The organism is Bacillus sp. AF62, from assembly GCF_050312695.1.
GTDB classification, from domain to species: domain Bacteria; phylum Bacillota; class Bacilli; order Bacillales; family Bacillaceae_G; genus Bacillus_A; species Bacillus_A cereus.
In genome coordinates this window covers 1-332 of sequence record NZ_JBNPJZ010000274.1, presented here as the reverse complement: position 1 = coordinate 332, position 332 = coordinate 1, and the positions used below count along the sequence as shown (strand labels likewise).

Sequence of the window (332 nt, the reverse complement as noted above, 5' to 3'; positions counted from 1 at the left end):
CATTTCGCTTGCTCATCAAATGTAACATTGGTGATTTTCGATAGATATACCTCCCGATCATGCGGACGAAGCTGCCCTGTCTGTAAATCTACTATTCCATTTTCGACATTGAATAAATAGGTATGCCTATCAAAATCTTCACGAGCCCCTGGAACCAATGGCATCAGGTCCTTGATACTATTCATGCGAACGTTTCTCCGCTCACACATACGTGCCCATTTTATTTCTGATTCATCTTCTGATTGAAAAAGACCTCGGAGAACTTTTGCTGTAATTCTTTCAATTTCTTTCTTCGTATCCACTCTCCATCGTTTTCCATCCCATATATACCA

At 40.4% G+C, this 332-nt stretch carries 1 pseudogene; it reads right to left on the bottom strand.

The window, feature by feature from the left end:
- Window positions 1-332, bottom strand: a pseudogene (locus ACQRBL_RS32710) (phage/plasmid primase, P4 family); the annotation flags it as partial.